Below are 16,529 nucleotides of genomic sequence, written 5' to 3'. Positions count from 1 at the left end.
AGGTTCACAGCATCTCCAGCGACCGCTTGCGGTTCGGCGGCGGGAACGCCTTGTCCAGCGCGGCAAGATCGTCGCCATCGAGGGCGATGTCGCGGGCGCCGGCATTCTCGCGCATGTGCTCGGGCCGCGAGGCTTTGGGGATGACGATGTTGTTCGGGTTGCGCAGCACCCAGGCGAGCGCGATCTGGAACGGCCGGGCGTTGTGCTTGGCGGCGAGTTCGGCCAGCACGCCGGCGGTCTTGATCCGCCCCTGCTCGATCGGGCTATAGGCCATGAGCGGTACGTCGTGCTTCTCCAGCCATGGCAGGAGATCCCATTCCGGGCCGCGGCGGGTGAGGTTGTAGAGCACCTGATTGACCGCGCAGCCCTCCCCGCCCGGCGTCTCCTGCAACTCCTCCATGTCGTCCGTGTCGAAATTCGACACGCCCCAATGGCGGATCTTGCCCTGGCTCTTGAGGTGCTCGAAGGCAGCGATGGTCTCCTCCAGCGGCACGCTGCCGCGCCAGTGCAGGAGATAGAGGTCGAGCCGGTCGGTCTTCAGCCGCCGGAGACTGCGCTCGCAGGCGGCGATGACCCCAGTTCGGCTGGCATTGTGCGGATAGACCTTGCTGACCAGAAACACCTTGTCGCGCAGCCCGGCCAGTGCTTCGCCGAGAAAGCTCTCGCAGGCACCCTCGCCATACATTTCGGCGGTGTCGACCAGCGTGAGGCCCAGCTCGATGCCGAGGCGCACCGATTCGGCCTCCTCCTTGCGGGCGCTGGCGCGCTCGCCCATCATCCAGGTGCCGATACCGAGCGCCGGAACCTTTTCGCCGCCGGGGAGGGTCACGTTCTTCATCATCCACCTCGCGCTTTGACCATGCGCGCATTGCCATCGCCGCGCCGCGCGCGCAAGCATGCTATCACTGGCCACCTTCAAAAACGCGCCGCGACCGGAGCCCGATGACGCCGCCCGCTGCCCCCTCCCCCGAGCCTCGTGACGCGCCCGGCGCGCTGGAGCCTGGCATCCTTGAGCCCGGCACCCTTGAGCCTGGTTTGGCCATCGGGCTGTCGGCGGTGATCGTGGCGGCGACCGGCGATGATCCCAAAGTGCTGGCGATCCGCCACGCCAATGGCCGGGACGAGGTGCGGGACGGGCCGCGCGACGGGCTTCCCTCAGGCCCGCTGGAACGCGGCCACCGCACGCTGGAAATGGGCCTGCGCTCCTGGGTCGAGCGGCAGACCTTGCAGGAACTCGGCTATGTCGAGCAGCTCTACACCTTCGGCGACCGCGATCGCGGCGAGGACGGGCGGCGCGCGCTCTCGCTCGCCTATCTCGCTCTGGTGCGCGAGGCCCGCCCGGCGGGCGATTCCGATGCCGCGTGGGAAAGCTGGTACCGCTATTTCCCCTGGGAGGACTGGCGCGACGGGCGCCCGGCCCTGCTCGACGCACTGATACCGGGGCTGCGCGCCTGGGCCGCCTCCGCCACCAATCCGCGCATGGCGGAGATGCGGGCCGAGCGGGTGACGCTGTGCTTCGGCGGGGCGATCACGGGCGAGGCCGGCTGGAACGAGGAGCGCGTGCTGGAGCGTTATGAACTGCTCTACGAGGCCGGGCTGGTGGCCGAGGCGCTGCGCGAGCGCGGCTCCGACCGCACCGCCCCCGGCCCCTCGGGCGTGGAGATGCGCGAGGACCACCGCCGCATGCTGGCCCTCGCCATCGGCCGGCTGCGCGGCAAGATCAAATACCGCCCGGTAGTGTTCGAGCTGATGCCGCCGAACTTCACCCTGCTCCAGCTCCAGCGCACGGTGGAGGCGCTCTCCGGCGTGCGGCTGCACAAGCAGAATTTCCGCCGGCTGATCGAGCAGCAGCGCCTCGTCGAGGAAACCGGCGAGACCACAGCGGAGACCGGCGGGCGCCCGGCCCGCCTCGTGCGCTTCCGCCGCGAGGTGCTGATCGAGCGCCCCGCCCCCGGCGTGCGCCTGCCCGGCGGGCATGGACGGCGGGGATAGCCGCGCGGGGAAAGCAGCGACGGCGACCACCCTTCCCTAGAGGAGGCTGCGTGACGGCCTGACTATCGCCTGTATATACTTTCTCGGAATGGATTTCGGGATTGAAAAACCGCTATCGCCCCTGTTCAATTGCCGGGGGTGGCAGTACGGGCATCGCAGTCAATGTATGTGCGTTGGTTGACGGGCGGAGGACGGGTGGCGCTGTCGGTCATCGCCCTCGCCTGCGGGGCTGGCCCGGTCCGGGCGCAATCGGTCTGGGACCCGGTGATCAGCAACAGCTACTGGTACGTGACTGTGCCGCAGATGCTGGCCTATGCCGCGCCGCCGGACGATTTCTCCAACCCGCTGCCCATCGGCGACCAGACGCTGTGGGCGCTCGGCACCTCGGTAAACGGCGTTTTCTCCGGGCTCAGCACCGGCACGCTGGCCATCGGCCCGATCACCAGCACCTCCGAACTGACCATGCAGGGAATGGTGACGCCCGACGGGATGGTGAGCATCGTGTTCACCTCGACAACGGGCGGCCCGAGCACGATCGGCCTCGGCGTGATGCAGCAGGTCGGCGGCATCACGACCATGGAAATGCAGATGATCATCGGCACCAATCCGCTGGTCAGCCACTGGGCCTATATGGCCCCCTACGATCCCGCCACCTTCACCCCGCCGACGGCGCAGGTGGTGCCGAGCAATCTCTCGCCGCAATGGGCCTGGACCGAGGGCACGCCCTGGCGGATCGTCAGCCCGGAAGCCTTCGGCACCAGCGCGCCGGGCACCTTCATCATCACCGGCTACAAGAGCGGCTATTTCTGGGGCATTGGCCTGCGGCCGGACGGCACCCAGTTCAGCCTGCTCGGCTCGATCACGCCACAGGGGCGCGTGCTGTTCAACATCACCGATTCGAGCGCCCAGTTGCTCAGCCTCTATGGCGGCATAGCCGGCGATCCTTCCACCGCGCAGATGCTGCTCGGCACCTATGATGCCTCGGCGCTGTTCACCGGCGACATCACGCTCACGCAGGTCGTGCGGCCCTATCAGGAAACGGCGCAGGCGACCGGCACCGTCTCCGCGCTCGGGGCGGCGCAGGTGCTCTACGCCATCGCCGGGACGAGCGACGGGCTGATCGGCGACATGGCGCCGGTCACCAGCGTGCTCAACAACCTGTCCGGCAGCGCGCTCTCCGGGGCGCTGAGCCAGACCGTGCCGGTGCTCTCGGGCGCGGCCGCGCAGGCGACCGCCAACACGCAGCGCATGATCGGGCAGGTGGTCGCCAACCGCCTCGCCGATGTCGATGCCGCGCCCGACAGCCAGCTCTGGGTGCAGCCGCTCGGCGGCGCCAGCCGGCAGAGCGCGGTGGACGGGGTGCCCGGCTACACGATGAGCGGCGGCGGCTTTGCCACCGGCGCGGACCGGGCCGTGGGCTCCGGCACGCGGATCGGCGGGCTGTTCGCCTTCGCCTCCACCGTGCTCGACGCCAGCACCGACACCGACACGGCGAGCCTCGCGCAAGGCTCCGCCGACCTTCAGTCCTATGTGCTCGGCCTCTACGGCGCGCATGAGCTGAGCCCCGGCCTCAACCTCACCTTCGCCGCCAATGCCGGGGTGGTCGACACCTCGACCAGCCGCAGCATCGCCTTCATGGGCAGCGTGGCGGAGGGCAGCTATCAGAGCCTCGTGCTCGGGCTCGGGGCCGGGCTGCACAAGGCCTATGCGGTGTCCGATGCGCTGACGCTGACGCCGGGCGTGCGGCTGGATTATCTGACCGTGAGTTCCGGCAGCTATGACGAGAGCGGGGCGGGCCCGCTCGACCTCTATGTCGATTCGGACAGCTATCAGGAACTGATCGTTAGCGCCGACATCGCGCTGCGCTACGCGCTCACCGACCGCCTCGACCTGACCGCGCGCGGCTCCGCCGGCTACAACATGCTGGATACGGCGAGCGCGGTGACAGCGAGCTTTTCCGGCGGCGGCGATCCCTTCGTCACCACCGGACCGGACGTGTCGCGCTGGCTGTTCACCGGCGGGGTGGGCCTTGCCTCGCCGGTGACGGAAAGTTTCAGCCTCGGCGTCAATTACGACGTGCAGGCGAGCGATTCCGGCTATTTCAACCAGATCGGCTCGGTCCGGCTCAAGGTCCGGCTTTAGGCCTCTACCGCAAGGTAGATCCCCGGGCCTCGCCCGGGGATGAGGGGTCGGCGGGAGCGCGGGAGGCTCCGTCCCCGGTTCAGTCTTCCATCGCTTCAAGCTCGGCGATCATCCGCTCGATCAGGCTCAGCCCGGTCTGCCAGAAGGCGGGGTCGCGGGCGTCGAGGCCGAAGGGCTTGAGCAGTTCCGAGTGATGCTTGGTGCCGCCCGCCGCCAGCATGCCGAGATAGCGTTCGGCAAAGCCGTCGGCGGCGTTCTCGTAGACGGCATAGAGTGAGTTCACCAGACAATCGCCGAACGCATAGGCGTAGACATAGAACGGCGAATGGATGAAGTGGCCGATATAGACCCAGTAATTCTCGTAGCCCGGCCCGAGATGGATGGCGTCGCCCAGGCTTTCGCTCTGCACCTCCATCCAGATCTGGCCGATGCGCTCGGCGGTCAGTTCGCCATTCTTGCGCTCGGTGTGGATGCGGCGCTCGAAGGTATAGAAGGCGATCTGCCGGACCACCGTGTTGATCATGTCCTCGACCTTCGAGGCCAGCATCGCCTTGCGGGCGCGGGCATCGGGGGCGGCCGCCAGCAGGCGGCGGAAGGTCAGCATCTCGCCGAACACCGAGGCGGTCTCGGCCAGCGTCAGCGGCGTCGGCGCCATCAGCGCGCCATTGGGCGCGGCCAGCACCTGATGCACGCCATGGCCAAGCTCATGGGCGAGCGTCATCACGTCGCGCGGCTTGCCGAGATAGTTCACCAGCACATAGGGATGCGCCGAGGGAACGGTCGGGTGGGCGAACGCCCCGGTCGCCTTGCCCGGCCGCACGCCGGCATCGATCCAGTGCTTGTCGAAGAAGGTGCGGGCAATGTCCGCCATGCGCGGGGAAAAGGTGGAATAGGCGCCGAGCACGGTGTCGCGCGCCTCGTCCCAGCCGATGGTCCGGGTCTCGACCTTGGGCAGCGGGGCGTTGCGGTCCCAATATTCCAGCTTATCCTTGCCGAACCACTTGGCCTTCAGCCGGTAATAGCGGTGCGCGAGCTTGGGGTAGGCCGCGTGGACCGAGGAGACCAGCGCATCCACCACCTCGCGCTCGACGCGGTTGGCGAGGTGGCGCGAATCCGCGATGTCCTCGAAGCCGCGCCAGCGGTCGGAGACTTCCTTGTCCTTGGCCAGCGTGTTGGTGATGAGGGTGAACAGCCGCACATTCTCGTGGAACACTTTGCCGAGCGCCTGCGCGCCATCGCGGCGCTTGTCCTCCTCCGATTCGGCGAGGAAGTTCAGCGTCTGCTCCAGCGGCAGGATCTCGCCGCGCACATCGAAGCGCAGGCCGGCAATGGTCTCGTCGAACAGCCGGTTCCAGGCGCTGCGGCTCGACACGCCCTTCTCGTGGAACAGCTGCTCGATGCGGTCCTCAAGCTGGTAGGGCTTTTCCGCCCGCACATCCTCGATCCACGGCCGGTATTTGCCGAAGGCCGGCCCGTCGAGCGCGGCCTCCATCTTCGAATCGTCCAGCCGGTTCAGCTCCAGCGTGAAGAACAGGAGATGGGTCGAGGCCTCGGTCAGCTTTTCCTGCACGTCGCCATAGAATTTGGCGCGCACGGGATCGGTGGTGTCGCCGGAATAGATGAGGCCGGCATAGGAATAGAGCCGGCCGAGCAGATCCTCGATCGCCTCATAGCGGGAGACGACGATCGCCATCTGCCCGCCCGCGTCCGCGCCGTCGAGAATCGCCGCGAGCTTGCCCTTATAGGCTTCCTCGAAGGCCGCGCAGTCGGCAGCGGCGCGTTCGAGGTCGGCTTTCAGCTCGGGGGACTGCATGCCGGGATAGAGGTCGCTGAGGTCCCATTGCGGCAAGGCGCCGAGGGCGGCGGAAGCGACGGGCATGTCGGGCGAACGGGGCACGAGGCCAAAGGCGGGGGGAAGCATGGTCACTCCGGGCGGGAAAAATCATTCGCTACAGGCACAGATAACGTGCCTGCTCATGGCCTATCAATCCACCCCGCGCCCATGCGTTCCCACTTCACATGCTTGCGGGCCGCCACGGGCAGCGGCATTTTAGCACCGCCGGCGGGCGGCGACGGGGGAATGAATGCGCAGCGGACGATGGATGACGGCCCTGGCGGCACTGGCAGGCCTTGCCTTCGCCACCCCCATGCTACCCGCGCAGGCGGCGCCCAAACGCATCATCATCGTGCGTCATGGCGAAAAGCTCTCCGCCCTCAGCCTGTGCGCGCTGGGCAAGGAGCGGGCGCAGGCGCTGGCCGCGCAGTATCTCTCGCCGACCAGCCCGATGAGCCTGATCGCCAAGGACAAGCCGGCGGCGATTCTTGCCATCACCCTGCATACGCTGGAGACCGCGCGCCCCACCGCCAAGGCGTGGGGCATGAGAATCGCCACCAACCCGCTGATGCTGATGCCGATCAAGAACGACCGGCACGACAATGCGCTGATCAATGTGCAGAACCGCCGCGTGGCCCGCGATCTGCTGGAGAATCCGCGCTGGCACGGCACGACGGTGGTGATGGTGTGGGAGCATTTCCACATCGCCAGCGCGGCGCTGGAGCAGGAATTCGCCGGGCAGGAGGTGACACTGCGCCAGTTGCTCAACCTCGATGAGGTGAAGGGCGTGCCGGGCGGGGTGCCGAAGACCTGGCCCAACAGCAACTATAATTTCTTCTGGATACTGGACTATGACAGCCCGACCGCGACGGTGCCGTCACGATTTTCTACGGTGCGGCAATATTTCAAGCCGCCCTACGCCAATTTGCCGTCAAACGACTGGGGAGCGCCCGAGGGCCGGCCCGCCGATTCCGGCTGCACCTGACCCACGGATACTCCCCCGCGTCGTAAGTCGTGAAGCGCGCTGTCAGTCGAAGGTGCGCTTGATCTGCTGGCCGGGCGAGTTCTTGCCCTTGTACAGCGGATGGAAGAACGGCTCATAGAACGGGCGGTGCGCGTTCTGACGCACCTGCTGGCGGCGCACACGCTCACGCTCGCGCACGTCCCGCTGCTCATAGCTGCCGATCGCCGGCAGCGGCTTGGTCGTGGTGGTGGTGGCGTGGGCCGGCGCCGCCGGGATCATGAAAGTCACGGCAAGTGCCGCAGCTCCGGCGGTCATGGCGATAGTTTTCGAGATCATGTCTACCTCCCGATGAAAGTTCAATTGCAGACATAACGAAGCATTCGCCAAAGAGTTTCATCGGCCCTGCTGCAATCGTGCGCGGCCCGGCGATTCCGCGACGGACAGGGGGAGTCGACAGGCGGTCCATCCGCACCGGGGAACGGCCGGCCGCGCCGCGCATTACCGTTCGGCAGACCAAGGAGCGAGCCATGCAGCCGACCGAGACTTATTCCGCGCTCATCCCGCCGCTGAAGTTGCGCGATGGCGACACGCTGGCAGACATCGCGACGCTGGACGAGGCGCTGGCTTTCGCCGAGGCCCATCCGCACCCCAGGGGCGATTATGAGGGCCTGATCCGCCGGCTGCAGAGCGCCAGCGAAACGGCGGACCGGATCGAGGCCGGCAACGCCTTCAAATGGTGGGCCGAGGCCAATGGCATACTGGTCGAGGGGGCCGGACTGCCGGAATAGCCGCCCCTGTGCCCTCTCAGATATCCCGTGCGGATTCCCCGTCAGGGCTTTCCACGGCGATCTCGGCCCGGATCACCGGATCGAGCCGCTCCAGCAGGCCGAAGCAGGTCAGTTCGGCGTGCTGCGATTGGATGCGCTTCTTCAGGAAGGCCATGCCCATATCCATCAGCAGGACCGGATGGGCGTGGACGGTGGAGGCGAACAGCTCATGCTGCGCCACGCGGGGCACCAGCTCGTCGCGCAGCGCAAGCGGCGACTGCCCGGCGGCCAGTCCGGGCGCGATGGCGTTGTGGTCCTTCGGCGCGATGCCGCATTGATGGGTGAAGATCGCCCGCAGCGTCGCCTCGTCCTCCACCCGCGCCAGGCTGTCCGCCAGTTCGCTCCAATGGGTGAGCGCCGTGACGGCAAAGCCGCGCTGCTTGAAATGGCGCGACACGAAACGCTCGAAGCGATGGACGACCAGATATTTATCGTCGACCAGCGGCATGTCCCGCCAGTAGCGGACGAATTGCGGATCGGCGATCAGCCGGCCGGAAAAGCGGAAGAAATAGGACTGGATGTACTCATTGTCCGGCGACGGTTTGCCGGCATTGCCCATGAGCAGGCCGACCACATCCGCGTCCAGCGCCCGGCAGCGCGCCAGCGCATCACTGTCGCGGGACAGCGGAAACCAGATGCTGTCGTTCAGCACATAGAGCGCGTCCAGATGGAGGCCGCGCTCCAGCAGGGTCATCACGCCCTCGCGGTAGCCGCCGAAATCATAGCCGACATTCGGCCGCTCGATCACGAGGTAGCTGCGGGCGGCGAGTTGCCGGCGATCGGCTTCGCTGAGCGGGGTGTTGGAGACGACAACCGTCGAGACGCCCTGGCTGGCGAAATAATCGAGGGTCAGGAAGGTCGAGGCGACGAGGCCGGCGGGCTGATAGATCAGCAGCACCGCCATCTCAGTGCGGGCCGGCTGGGCGCCCTCGGTCACACGCAGCCTGGCGGCGCGCTGGCGGTCATAGAGCCAGCGGCGCCAGCGGCCGCGAAAGAACCAGGGAACGGCATTGGCCTTGCGGCCGAGCCGTACCGCTTCGCGCTTCAACTTCCAGAAGGGAATCATGCCCACAGCACCAAGGGGAATACATCCTGCGCGAGCGCGCGGACGGCTTTAGCAGAGCCGCCCCCTCGGGCCAAGGTTGTGCCGCCGCCGTTGGACCGGCACCGTCATGCCGTGCGGCGGCGCGTGCGGCGCCGGATGGATGCGAGGATTACCGTCAGGGAATGGAATGGTGGGCGCGACAGGGATTGAACCTGTGACCCCCTCGATGTCAACGAGGTGCTCTCCCGCTGAGCTACGCGCCCATTCCGTGGTCTCTTGCGAGCGGGGCTTCCCTATATCCATTCGCTTCTGAGAGTGCAAGCGCCCCCGACGGGGATGTGGACAGTTACGCGCGGCGCGACAGGGACCGGAGCGCCGCGCGGCCTCAGGCCGCCAGCATCTTGCCGACCTCATTGACCAGATCGCGCAGGTGGAAGGGCTTGGAGAGCACCTTCGCATCCTTGGGCGCCCGGTTGTCGGCATTCAGCGCCACGGCGGCGAAGCCGGTGATGAACATCACCTTGATGTCCGGGTCGAGCTCGGTGGCGCGGCGGGCGAGTTCGATGCCGTCCATCTCCGGCATGACGATATCGGTCAGTAGAAGTTCGAACGGCTCCTCGCGCAGCCGGTCATAGGCCGAGCGGCCATTGTCGAAGGACGCGACTTCATAGCCCGCATTCTGCAACGCCTTCACCAGGAAGCGACGCATATCGTTGTCGTCTTCGGCGAGAAGGATCTTCAACATCCCTTGCACCCTGTTCACTCGCAATGGCGCGGAACGTCGAGAATCCGCACGCCCGGCAGCCTGTTGCCCTCATCGGTACTCCCTCGGCTCTTAGCACATCGTGAATCGCCGGGGGATACGGCGCGCTTTCCACAGGTGTGTGGCGGGCAAAACGCTGTGCGGGCGCCGCTCACAGCCTCGTGCGCACGCGGCGCGCGGGCGCCTGTTCTTCCTGTGCGTTCCTCGTTCCGCACCGGGAACGCTCATGTTACAGAGGAATTGGTGCAGGCTGGCTCGCGCCGGCACGGCTTCCCTCGCCGCGTGCCGGGAGGGGGCAGGCGCGGACGGAAGACGGGGTTGAGCTGGTCCTTGAGATGATGGCTGTCATTGCCGAAACCATCGATCCTGCCTTTGAGGTCGTCATGCCGGCCCGGCCGGCCCTGCCCTTCCTGTTCAACTCGCCCCATAGCGGCGTGGTCTATCCCCGCGCCTTCGTCGAGCAGTCGCGGCTCGATTTGCCGATGCTGCGCCGCTCCGAGGACACGCTGGTGGACGCGCTGTTCGCCGATGTGACCCGCCTCGGCATGGCGTTCATGCGCGCGCATTTCCCGCGCTGCTATCTCGACGTGAACCGCGAGCCCTATGAGCTCGATCCGCGCATGTTCGAGGGGCGACTGCCGGCCTATGCCAATACGCGCTCGATGCGGGTGTCCGGCGGGCTCGGCACCATCGCCCGGATCGTCGGCGAAGCGCAGGAAATCTATGCGCGGCGCATTCCGGTGGATGACGCGATCGCGCGCATCGACACGCTCTATAAGCCCTATCACCGCACGCTCCGGCAGATCGTGACGCAGTTGCAGCGCGGCTTCGGCATGGCGGTGCTGGTCGACTGCCACTCCATGCCCTCCGGCTGCCAGCGCGACGAGCGCAACCGCATCGACATGGTGATCGGCGACCGCTACGGCACGAGCTGCGCGCCGGTGATCGCGGATATTCTGGAGGGCGAACTGCGGCGGCGCGGCTATTCGGTGGTGCGCAACAAGCCCTATGCCGGCGGCTTCATCACCGAGCATTACGGCAACCCGGCCTCGGGCGTGCACGCGGTGCAGATCGAGATCAACCGCGCGCTCTATATGCATGAGCCTACTTATCAGGCATCGGATGCGTTCGAAAATGTGCGTCGCGACCTGATGGATGTGGCCGCCACCCTCGGAAAAATCGCTCAGGTGGAGCTCACACCGAGCCGGACGGCCGCAGAATAGATAAGCAGATCAACATGTTACGCCGAACACTACAAAAATGTGATCGCATGATGCAAAAGGCCGCATAACAGCCTTGCATTTTGAACATGAGAGCTATACCAATTCTGCACGCTCGGTTCCGGGCACAATCTCCCTCACCCCATCGGGCGAGACCGCGCCAAGCGGCAGGGAGAAACTACCCCGAACCCCAGCCACCCTATCGGGTGCCGGGAACGCCAAGCGGTCGTGACGAAGATCGGCTCCAGCCGGCACGGAACGCCCGACCCGGACCAAAAGAAAGAGGCCGCCCACGCAATAGCGGAGCGGCCCAAGTCTAGGGAGGAAACGCCCAAGGAGGGCTGTACGGAGCGACGCCAATCGCTGCGTACGAGTTGGAAGATGTAGGTGCATTGCGGAATAATCAAGGCAAGCGCCGCCATTTTCTGGCATACCAGATACGCATGCAGGTCCCGTGTGACATTAATGCCGCGTTTTCGGCCCTGTCGGACCTCATTCGCCCATTGAAGGCTCGTTTCCACGCTGAACCGCCCAGGGCGGGAGGCTCTGGAGCGGGCCTTATTTGTTTGTGCCGCCCGCCGCCGCCCCCCTGCGCCCCGCAGCAGCGATTCCAGGGGCAAGCCACGCGCGGGCAAACCCCGCGCGGGTGAGACACGAGCGCCGCGCCGGGCGCGACCCGCTCCCGCGACTGAGGCAGAAGCCGAAGTCTAGGCCTAGCCCGCCGGTCAGCCATCCCCATCCCGCCGTTCATGCCGGGCGCAGGCTCGCCACCGGCACGGATATGCCTGGCCGAAGCCGGCGCCCTTCCATCAAAGCGTGAGGTGCGTGCGTCTTGCCCGCCGCTCGGCCGAAGGGCCGGCGCGCCGGCCGATCGCATCGTCGCCGCCGGGGCGAAAAACAGGGGCTGAAAAGAAAGAGGCCGCTCGCGCAAAAGCGGAGCGGCCCAAGTCTAGGGAGGAAACGCCCAAGAAGGGCGGCCGGAGCGCAACGCCAATCACGTCCCGGCACTGCGATCTTGATAGCGGTGCGCCGCACAAATGGCAAGGCTAAAACGAAAGAAACGAAACTCATTCACCCGAGCGTGAGCGCGAATGTCGCAATTCGCGCGTTGCGCGAGCATTGTCTGGACAGAGGCATCGCTGAAGTTGCCGGCAGGACCGTCACCCCGGCGGGCGCCGGCCGCGCTGGAGCATGCCCAAGGGCACGCCTCCCGACGAGGGCGATAAATGCTAGCGATTTCAGATGGTTATAAAAAGAAAGGGGCCGCTCACGTTGCCGGAGCGGCCCAAGTCTAGGGAGGAAACGCCCAAGAAGGGCGGCGGAAGGGCAACGCCAATCACCCTGCCGCGCTGCAATAATATGGCAGCTTCACTGCCTGAGTGCAACGCTTAGGCATGCCCATTCCTTAGCCTTGTTGGAATGGCAGCCATGCGTCAGGCGCGGGGCGGATGAGGGGCGCATCTCAGCTTTTGCCGCCGCCCTCTTCCCCGCTTACCGTTTCACGCGCGCGGGACAGGTCGCGCGATTGCCGAGCCGCCTGCGTCTCGATATGCGTTGCGCAGCGCCGGACGGCCCCGGCGCCGGCAGCGGGAGCGCAAGCGCATGAGCGCGGTGGATTTCGAGGGTTTCGTGCACGAGCTGGCAACGGTCTCCGGCCAGGCCATCCTGCCCTTCTTCCGCACGGCGCTGGGTGTCGAGGACAAGAACAGCGGCGGCGCGTTCGATCCCGTCACCGCCGCCGACCGCGCCGCCGAACAGGCGATGCGCACGCTGATCCGCCGCCACTTCCCCAGCCATGGCGTGCGCGGCGAGGAATTCGCCGATGAGGGCCTCGACGCCGAATATGTCTGGGTGCTCGATCCGATCGACGGCACCAAATCCTTCATCACCGGCCTGCCGGCCTGGGGCACGCTGATCGGCCTGTGCCGCGAGGACCAGCCGGCCTATGGCATGATGCACCAGCCCTTCATCGGCGAACGCTTCTATGGCGACGGCGCGGTCTCGCGCTATCGCGGCCCCGCCGGCGAGCGCCGCCTGCACGCCCGGCCCTGCGGCGGGCTCGACGAGGCGATCCTGCTCACCACCTCGCCGCTGCTGATGGACGAGCCCGACCGCGCCCGCTACCGCGCGGTGGAGGAGCGCGTGCGCCTGCCGCGCTATGGCGGCGACTGCTATGCCTATTGCATGCTCGCCGCCGGCCATGTCGATCTCGTCATCGAGACCAATCTGAAGGCCTTCGACATCCTGCCGCTGGTCCCGGTCATCGAGGGCGCGGGCGGCATCGTCACCAGTTGGGAAGGTACGTCGGACTTGTCGAGCGGCCGGGTGATCGCGGCGGGCGATCCGCGCGCGCATGAAGCCGCGCTTAAGGTTCTCCAGCAGGGCTGAGGCGGGCCCGCGTCAGGGGCGCGCGCTGCCGGGAATGAAGGCGTCGAAGGCGGCGAGCAGCGGTTCGCGGAACGTGTCGCGCTCCTGTAGCAATTCGTGCCGCGCGCCGGGAATGACCAGGCTAGCGCCGGCGATGAGCCGCGTGCCGAAACGCTCGATGGCCGGGGTCGAGACGATCTGGTCGTCGCCCGCCGCCACCATCAGCAGCGGCTGACGGATCGACCGCGCCACCAGAGGGTCGGTGAACCGCTCCATCAGGTCGAACGCCGCCGTCACCCAGCCGATGGTCGGCGGGCCGACATCGAGCTGCGGCTGCTCCATGGTGATGGTCAGGTTGCGGGCGAAACGCTTGGTGTCCGAGGTCAGGCGGTTGCCGTCGAAATGGAACTCGTTGATCCGCGCCCGGCGCCCGCGCGGCACATAGGCGCGCGAGAAGCCGACGCCGGTGAGCAGCCGCGCCATGCGCCGGGCGGCGACATCGTGCTTCAGCAGCGACAGCTCCAGCATCGGCGCGACCAGGAACATCCGGTCGAACACCCGGTCGCCCTCGCGTGCGGAATCCAGCAGAATCGCCGCGCCCATGGAATGGGCAAGGGCGAAATAGGGCGGCGGGCAGGTGGGGATCACCACCTCGCGCATGAAGGCTTCGAGGTCGTACTGGTAGTCGGCGAAATCGTCGATATGCCCCTTCATCGGGTTGCGCAGCAGGCGCTGCGAGCCGCCCTGCCCGCGCCAGTCGACGGTGGCGACGGCAAAACCGCGCCGCAGCAGATCGCGCACCGTCTCGAAATATTTCTCGATCTTCTCGGTACGTCCGGCGAACAGGCACACCGTGCCGCGCAAAGGCGTCGTCGGCTCCGGGCGCCAGCGGGCGAAGCGCAGCGACACGCCGTCGGCCGCGACGACCTGTCCGGTCTCCGCGCCCTCGGGCACGGGATTGTCCTTGGTGCTGAACAGCGTCATCAGGCGGGCATCTTGCGCGAGAAAGGACGGAAAACGAGGCACACGCTTATAGCTGGGCAGGGCTTATAGCGGACCCATGTGACGAGACAAACCGATGACGGGACAAACCGGTGACGGGACGAACCGTGATTGGAAGGAACCGACCGCGGCCCCATTAGTAGCGTTTGTCGCCGAAACCGATGACCTTCATGCCGTTGATGGCGCCCGAGGCACTGTCGACGATGACCTGCACCCGCTCGCCGCGCGGCCCGTTCGCCTCCATCACCAGCGTGGGGCCACGCCGCCGGACCACTTGGATATTGGTGAAGCCACGTGCCGCCAGCATGCGGCTCGCCGCCTCGCCATCCACCTCCCCGCCCGCGCGCGGCGGCGGGGGGGCATTATAGGGATCGAACGGGCCAGGCGCGGCGCCATAAGGTCCGGGCGGCGGGGCATAACCCTGCCCATGCGCGACCATTCCGCCCGGCACGCCGAGCAGGAGAAGGACGACGAGCATCCCGGACGCCAGCCTGACCACGCGGTTTCCTCCGTTCAGGGGCAAAGGCGGGAATAGCCGGCGGGGACTGAACCGCCTCCTGTCGCCCCGTTCATCTGCCGTTCATCTGCCCCCGCCATTGCCCCTCTTGCGAGCGCGCGCAGGCTTCCTATCTCGAAGACGTACCGGCCGTGAGGCGGTACGCAAATCGGGTCCGGCTCAGGAGAGCGGACCTCTCAGTCGCATGTCGCTTGAAAGTGAGGATATGCCTATGCGTACGTTTGACTTTACCCCCCTCCAGCGTTCCACCGTCGGCTTTGACCGGCTGTTCTCCATGCTCGATCAGGTGGGCAATGTGGACACCTCCACGACCTACCCGCCCTACAATATCGAGCGCACCGGTGAGAATGCCTACCGCATCACCGTGGCGGTGGCCGGCTTCACCGAGCAGGACCTCGACATCGAGGTGAAGGAGAACACCCTCGCCATCCGCGGCGATCGCACCGGCGAGAGCGCGGGCAAGGCCGGCGAGGTGCTCTATCAGGGCATTGCCGCGCGCGCCTTCGAGCGCCGTTTCCAGCTCGCCGACCATGTGGAAGTGCGTGGCGCCAGCCTCGCCAACGGGCTGCTCCATGTCGACCTGGTGCGCGAAATCCCCGAGGCGATGAAACCCCGCCGCGTTCCGATCGCGGCTGGCACGTCCGCCGCGCGGGCGATCGAGGCCAAGGTGGGCGACGCCAAAGCGGCGTGACCGCCCCCGACGCTCACCCGGTGAGCCGAAAATGACAGGGCGCCCCGGCAACACCGGGGCGCTTTTATATTGAAGAAGACTCAGGGGGCCGGGGTGGTCGAGCCGCTGTCGCGGGCGACGACCGAGGCCGTGCCGGCCGAGCCCGCCGCTTCTCCCGTGCCCGTCCCCATGCCGGTGCCAACACCCGCCTGAGCGGGAGCCATCGAGGTCGGTTCGGTTCCCGGTGGCACGGCGACGCCGGGAATGACCCGGATTGGACCATTGGCGGCGGCCGGCGCGGCGCCGGCATCGAGCGTCTCTGATTTCGCGGCATCGACCTTGGCCGGGCCGGCTACGGCCGGATCGGCCGGGCCGGCAGTCGCTGGCGGCGCGGGGCTCTCGGCCGCACTCCCCAGCGGAGGGCTGGCCGCAGGCGATGCTCCGGCAGGCGGGGCGTCGGCGGGCGGCTCATCCGCCGGCGGAACGGCGGCGAATTCGGGCTGACGGATCGGTGGCAGCGGCGGCTCGGCCGGGAGCGCGACCGGGGCCCCCACGCCGCTGGGCACGTTCATCACCGCCGGCGGTGGGTTCCAGTTGCCATTGCCCGGCGGGGTCGCGCCGTAGCGCGTGGCGCCGGTGTCGGGCCCGAGCGGGATCATGGAGATGATGCGTCCGCTCATGGCGTCGATGCGCACGCGCTGGCGCATGCCGCGGGGATCGGTGGCATCGACCGCGTAGATGTTGCCGCCCGCCCGCACGCGCCCGACATTGCGCATGCCCATGGAGCGCAGCATCGGCTCGACATCCTGCGGCGGCAGGCCGACCGGCGGGGCGTTATAATCGGCGGGGCCCGGCTGGTTGTAGGCGTTGAGGTCCATGTCGATATAGGGCTGCACATAAGGCCGGCCGTAGGGCCGGTCATAGAACTGCGCCGCCGCCGGAGCGGCGGAAGACAAGAGAGCAATGACCGCGAGAAGGGCCCGCGAGCGGGGCCGGGCGACACGGGCCGGAAGGGCGGGCATGGAAGCCTCCGAGGGGAACGTTCCGAAGCGGCATAACAGCGCGCGAATGCGGCAAGGGCAGGACGAAGCGGGGCAGCACCGCCGGTAGTGGCGCGCCGCACCAGCCTGCCATGACGGGGCTTGCGCGAGGCTCACGAGAACCGCGCCCCAGTCGCGCCCTGCCA

The 16,529-nt window shown here is 67.2% G+C and carries 15 protein-coding genes and 1 tRNA gene; 7 read left to right on the top strand and 9 right to left on the bottom strand.

The features are described from left to right. Positions 1-4: 4 nt before the first annotated feature. Positions 5-838 carry an aldo/keto reductase gene (locus KIP89_RS14375; RefSeq protein WP_369807166.1) on the bottom strand — a complete coding sequence of 278 codons (834 nt, stop codon included), beginning with the start codon at positions 836-838 and terminating at the stop codon, positions 5-7. Between the two features lie 104 nt (positions 839-942). On the opposite strand from KIP89_RS14375, the gene KIP89_RS14370 reads away from it, so the two are divergent. Next, complete coding sequence (locus KIP89_RS14370) at positions 943-1,992, top strand: NUDIX hydrolase (protein ID WP_213756183.1); 1,050 nt, start codon at positions 943-945, stop codon at positions 1,990-1,992. Positions 1,993-2,187: 195 nt separating this feature from the next. Then, the gene (locus tag KIP89_RS14365) at positions 2,188-4,134 is read left to right on the top strand and encodes an autotransporter family protein (protein WP_369807165.1); all 1,947 of its coding nucleotides are present in this window, start codon (positions 2,188-2,190) and stop codon (positions 4,132-4,134) included. 79 nt (positions 4,135-4,213) lie between these two features. On the opposite strand, the gene KIP89_RS14360 is transcribed toward KIP89_RS14365, so the two are convergent. Then, a complete protein-coding gene (locus tag KIP89_RS14360) occupies positions 4,214-6,013 on the bottom strand; it encodes a M3 family oligoendopeptidase (RefSeq protein WP_250152515.1) in 1,800 nt (599 codons plus the stop codon). 223 nt (positions 6,014-6,236) lie between these two features. Here KIP89_RS14360 and KIP89_RS14355 point away from each other — a divergent pair, with 223 nt between their 5' ends. Beyond that, positions 6,237-6,953, top strand: coding sequence for a histidine phosphatase family protein (locus KIP89_RS14355; RefSeq protein ID WP_213756181.1), 717 nt, complete (start codon positions 6,237-6,239; stop codon positions 6,951-6,953). Between the two features lie 42 nt (positions 6,954-6,995). On the opposite strand, the gene KIP89_RS14350 is transcribed toward KIP89_RS14355, so the two are convergent. Next, positions 6,996-7,268, bottom strand: a complete 273-nt coding sequence (locus KIP89_RS14350) for a hypothetical protein (RefSeq protein WP_213756179.1) — start codon at positions 7,266-7,268, stop codon at positions 6,996-6,998. Positions 7,269-7,459: 191 nt separating this feature from the next. Between KIP89_RS14350 and KIP89_RS14345 the strand changes: the two genes are divergently transcribed. Further along, the gene (locus KIP89_RS14345; protein ID WP_213756178.1) at positions 7,460-7,720 is read left to right on the top strand and encodes a hypothetical protein; all 261 of its coding nucleotides are present in this window, start codon (positions 7,460-7,462) and stop codon (positions 7,718-7,720) included. A gap of 16 nt (positions 7,721-7,736) precedes the next feature. On the opposite strand, the gene KIP89_RS14340 is transcribed toward KIP89_RS14345, so the two are convergent. The 3 genes from KIP89_RS14340 to cpdR form a co-directional block, all read right to left on the bottom strand. After that, the gene (locus tag KIP89_RS14340; protein ID WP_213756177.1) at positions 7,737-8,825 is read right to left on the bottom strand and encodes a rhamnan synthesis F family protein; all 1,089 of its coding nucleotides are present in this window, start codon (positions 8,823-8,825) and stop codon (positions 7,737-7,739) included. A 167-nt stretch (positions 8,826-8,992) separates the two neighbouring features. After that, positions 8,993-9,067, bottom strand: a tRNA-Val gene (locus KIP89_RS14335). Positions 9,068-9,189: 122 nt separating this feature from the next. Further along, positions 9,190-9,549 (bottom strand): cell cycle two-component system response regulator CpdR, encoded by a 360-nt coding sequence (cpdR, locus tag KIP89_RS14330; RefSeq protein ID WP_213756175.1) that lies wholly within the window; start codon positions 9,547-9,549, stop codon positions 9,190-9,192. Between the two features lie 353 nt (positions 9,550-9,902). Between cpdR and KIP89_RS14325 the strand changes: the two genes are divergently transcribed. Beyond that, complete coding sequence (locus KIP89_RS14325) at positions 9,903-10,790, top strand: N-formylglutamate amidohydrolase (RefSeq protein WP_213756174.1); 888 nt, start codon at positions 9,903-9,905, stop codon at positions 10,788-10,790. A 1,599-nt stretch (positions 10,791-12,389) separates the two neighbouring features. Then, positions 12,390-13,175 (top strand): histidinol-phosphatase, encoded by a 786-nt coding sequence (hisN, locus tag KIP89_RS14320; RefSeq protein WP_213756173.1) that lies wholly within the window; start codon positions 12,390-12,392, stop codon positions 13,173-13,175. A 12-nt stretch (positions 13,176-13,187) separates the two neighbouring features. Here the strand turns inward: hisN and KIP89_RS14315 are convergent, their stop codons facing one another. Both KIP89_RS14315 and KIP89_RS14310 read right to left on the bottom strand, forming a co-directional pair. After that, positions 13,188-14,138 carry an alpha/beta fold hydrolase gene (locus tag KIP89_RS14315; RefSeq protein WP_213756172.1) on the bottom strand — a complete coding sequence of 317 codons (951 nt, stop codon included), beginning with the start codon at positions 14,136-14,138 and terminating at the stop codon, positions 13,188-13,190. Positions 14,139-14,292: 154 nt separating this feature from the next. Beyond that, positions 14,293-14,634 carry a hypothetical protein gene (locus tag KIP89_RS14310; RefSeq protein ID WP_213756171.1) on the bottom strand — a complete coding sequence of 114 codons (342 nt, stop codon included), beginning with the start codon at positions 14,632-14,634 and terminating at the stop codon, positions 14,293-14,295. A 250-nt stretch (positions 14,635-14,884) separates the two neighbouring features. Between KIP89_RS14310 and KIP89_RS14305 the strand changes: the two genes are divergently transcribed. After that, the gene (locus tag KIP89_RS14305; protein WP_213756170.1) at positions 14,885-15,364 is read left to right on the top strand and encodes an Hsp20 family protein; all 480 of its coding nucleotides are present in this window, start codon (positions 14,885-14,887) and stop codon (positions 15,362-15,364) included. A gap of 80 nt (positions 15,365-15,444) precedes the next feature. Here KIP89_RS14305 and KIP89_RS14300 read toward each other — a convergent pair whose 3' ends face one another. Beyond that, positions 15,445-16,365: a hypothetical protein gene (locus tag KIP89_RS14300; protein ID WP_213756169.1), complete on the bottom strand. Its 921-nt coding sequence runs from the start codon at positions 16,363-16,365 to the stop codon at positions 15,445-15,447. Between the last annotated feature and the right edge of the window lie 164 nt (positions 16,366-16,529).

The organism is Ancylobacter radicis, assembly GCF_018449475.1.
Classification (GTDB): Bacteria; Pseudomonadota; Alphaproteobacteria; order Rhizobiales; family Xanthobacteraceae; genus Ancylobacter; species Ancylobacter radicis.
This window is presented reverse-complemented; position numbering and strand designations above follow the sequence as displayed.